Below are 3,001 nucleotides of genomic sequence, written 5' to 3'. Positions count from 1 at the left end.
GCGCTCACGCCCGGGCCGGCGACGGAGGCCGACCCGACCGCCAGGATCCGCAGCCGCCCGGTCGCGATCCCCGTTGCGGTTGCCCGCAGCGGCGGCGATTGCAGGAATTCGACCGGCGCGCCGCATCCCGGGCCGCTGGGCGGCGCGGGCCGCTCCGCCGCCGCGGCCGGCAGCGAGAGACACAGCCCGAGCAGGAGCGGCAGGGCGCGGCGCATCGCCTTCAAGCCCTATCGGCCGGCGGGCCGGCCGGCAAGCCCTCCGTGCGGGGGCGGCGCGGCGCGCGCTTTTCCCCCCCGTACCAGGCGGTCAGCACCGCCAGCGCCACCAGGGCGGCGGCGCCGAGCAGGTTCACCACCGCCTGCATCCACCAGGCATCCGATGCCTCCAGCGCCAGCCGGCCGAGGAAGGAGAGCGCGATGCCCACGCAGAACACCGGCAGCGCCTGCTGACCGAGCAGGGCGAGCACCAGTCCCGGGTCGCTCCTCAGCCAGGCCGCGTCCCGCCTGACCAGATGCGCGATCAGGTAGGTCAGCGCCAGCATGGTTGCGAGCCGCAGCGGATGCAGCGACGCCTTGTCGATGGCGGCGAGCCAGGGCGCGAAGGCCGGCAGGCGCGCCTCGGCGAAGTCCCAGTGGAAGTAGATGAGCACCGTCATCACCGCCCCCGCGGCCAGCAGCGCCCAGCACAGCCCCCCCGCCCAGCGCCGCCAGGGCACGGCGATCGGCCGCCCCGCCGGCGGCCGGTAGCCGAGCGCGCAGCCGATGAAGAACAGCAATTGCCAGGCGAGCGGGTTGAAGAACCAGTCCTCCCCCCGCCAGGAGGGCAGCGACAGATCGAACAGCCGCGCCGCCAGCCACAGCGCGGCCGACAGCCCCAGCATCAGCCAGGCTCGGCGCATCAGCGGCATCGCCACGGCGAACATCGCCAGCACGACGATGTAGAGCGGCAGGATGTTCAGGAAGGATGGCTGGTAGCGCAGCATCAGCGCCTCGAGCAGCGCGCGATAGGGGTCGGTGGCGAAGGGGTCGAGGTGCAGTTCGTCGAGATACGCCGCCGCATCCAGCCGCTCGGCGGAAAAGCCCACCTGCGCGGTGAACACGACCAGCAGGAAGATATGCGCGACATACAGCGTGAAGACCCGCCCCATGACGCGCGAAGCGGCGAAGAACCAGCCCTGCCGGTCCATCACGATCCCATAGGCGAGGCCCGCCGCGTAGCCCGCGAGCAGCACGAAGGCCTCGGTCGCGTCCGACAGCGTGTAGTTGCGCGGCGTGACCGCGCCCATGACGTTGCCCGGCGTGTGGTTCACGAAGATCGCCCAGAGCGCGAAGCCGCGGACGATGTCCACGCGCAGGTCGCGGTCGAGGCGAATGAGGGAGCGCATGTCGCGATGAACACCGCCGCGCGCCCCGGCTGCAAGGGCCGAGTTGTGACGGAGCCTCAGCCGAGGCCGCGCGCCACCGCCTCCACATCCTGCGCGGCGGGGCTCGTCGGGTGGCGCGTCAGCAGCGGCGTCTGGTGCCGGATCGTGTCGCGCACCTTGGCGTCCCGCCGCACCACGCCGGCCAGCGGGATGTCGCGCTTCAGAAAGGTGCTCGCCGCGCGCGCCAGCGTCGCATGGGTGCGGCCGCCCGAAATGGCGTCGGAGGCGAGGTTTACGACGATGCGCGCATCGCCCCCCGGGCGGTCCTGCGCGTGCAGCTTCAGCACGGCATAGGCGTCGGTCAGGCTGGTCGGCTCGTCGGTCGCGATCACCAGCAGCGTGTCGGCCGCCGCCGCGATGCGGCGCTGCGGCGCTTCAAGCCCCGCGCCGAGATCGACCACCACATGCCCCCAGCGGCCGGCCGCGCGGGCCAGCATCGCCAGCATCGCATCGAGCGCCGGCCCGCCGAGCCCTGCGAGCGCGCCCGAGCCCGACCGCCCGGCCAGGATGTCGAAGCCGGCACCCGGGTGCCGCACCGCCGCCGCTTCCACCGCCGCGCGGCCGGACAGCACGGCGGATAGGTCCTGCGCCGGCTGGAAGCCCAGCTGCACGTCCACATTTGCGAGGCCAAGGTCGGCATCGACCAGCAGCACCGATCCGCCCCGCCGCGCCAGCGCCTGGGACAGCGTGATGGCGAACCAGGTCTTGCCCACGCCCCCCTTGCCGGAGGCGATGGCGATGATCCGCCCAGCCGCGGGGGCGGGCCGTGTCGCGGGAAGGGTCATGTCAGGCGGCCTCCAGCGGCGACGTGGCGTCCCCGCGCCGTGGCGCGGCGAGGCGCGCGGCCAGCCGCGCGGGGGAAAGGGGTTCGAGGCCCTGCACCACCTCGGGGCTGGTGCCGCCTTCGGTCAGCAGCAGCGGCCCGGCCTCGGCGGCGGCGAGGACGGCACCGAGCCGCCGGGCGGAATCGAGCCGCGTCGGCACGAGATGCCGGGCGCCGAGCGCCGCGAAGGCACGGGCGAGGTCGGCCGCCTCCAGCGCATCGAGCCCGGCGGGCAGCACGAGCACGGGTTCCGCCCCGATCGCCGCGGCGAAGCCGTGCAGGGCCATCGCCTGGCGCGGGTCGAAGGGATCGCAGCCGGCGCTGTCCACCAGCACGGGCTGGTCCTGCGTCCGCCGCGCAAGCGCCTTCACCAGCGCGCCGGGCGAGGTCGCGACCGCGAGCGTCAGGCCGAGCACCCCGGTGAAGGCGGCGAGTTGCGCCGCCGCCCCGGCGCGCTGGCCGTCGGTGGTCGCGATTACCGGCGGCGTGCCGCCGAGCACCATGCGCGCGGCGATCTTGGCGCAGGTCAGCGTCTTGCCCGCGCCGGGCGGGCCGACCAGCAGCAGCGGCTTCTCGCGCCCGTCCGGCAGCGGGCCGAAGCGGAAGACCGACCCCAGCGTGTCCTCGAGCGGGCCGCGCGCCAGCGCCGCGGCAAGGCTGGGCGGGGCGTTGTGGAAGGCGAGGGGGCCGGTGACGGGCGCCGCCGGCGGCGCGGCGGTCGGCAGCGTGGCGATCGCGGCGGCGGGCGGGATCAG

Annotated in this window: 4 protein-coding genes; all 4 read right to left on the bottom strand. The window is 74.8% G+C overall.

What is annotated here, in order from left to right; translation table 11 throughout:
• A partial coding sequence (locus HW577_RS26735) for a hypothetical protein (RefSeq protein ID WP_232475186.1) occupies positions 1–224 on the bottom strand: 224 nt, incomplete at its 3' end.
• A complete protein-coding gene (locus HW577_RS23100) occupies positions 221–1,384 on the bottom strand; it encodes an OpgC family protein (RefSeq protein WP_198378460.1) in 1,164 nt (387 codons plus the stop codon). The genes HW577_RS26735 and HW577_RS23100, both read right to left, overlap by 4 nt.
• 56 nt (positions 1,385–1,440) lie before the next feature.
• Positions 1,441–2,208, bottom strand: coding sequence for a nucleotide-binding protein (locus HW577_RS23095; protein ID WP_198378459.1), 768 nt, complete (start codon positions 2,206–2,208; stop codon positions 1,441–1,443).
• Between the two features lies 1 nt (position 2,209).
• On the bottom strand, positions 2,210–3,001 hold a 792-nt coding region (locus HW577_RS23090; protein WP_419956604.1), incomplete at its 5' end, for a P-loop NTPase family protein.

Source organism: Neoroseomonas rubea, from assembly GCF_016106015.1.
Lineage (GTDB): Bacteria > Pseudomonadota > Alphaproteobacteria > Acetobacterales > Acetobacteraceae > Neoroseomonas > Neoroseomonas rubea.
The sequence above is the reverse complement of the archived record's forward strand: the minus strand, read 5'-3'. Positions and strand labels throughout refer to the sequence as shown.

What these genes read in the sequence shown, in the direction of transcription:
- HW577_RS23100 (WP_198378460.1), bottom strand. Translation starts at nt 1,384, where the DNA reads ATGCGCTCCCTCATTCGCCTCGACCGCGACCTGCGCGTGGACATCGTC.
- HW577_RS23095 (WP_198378459.1), bottom strand. Translation starts at nt 2,208, where the DNA reads ATGACCCTTCCCGCGACACGGCCCGCCCCCGCGGCTGGGCGGATCATC.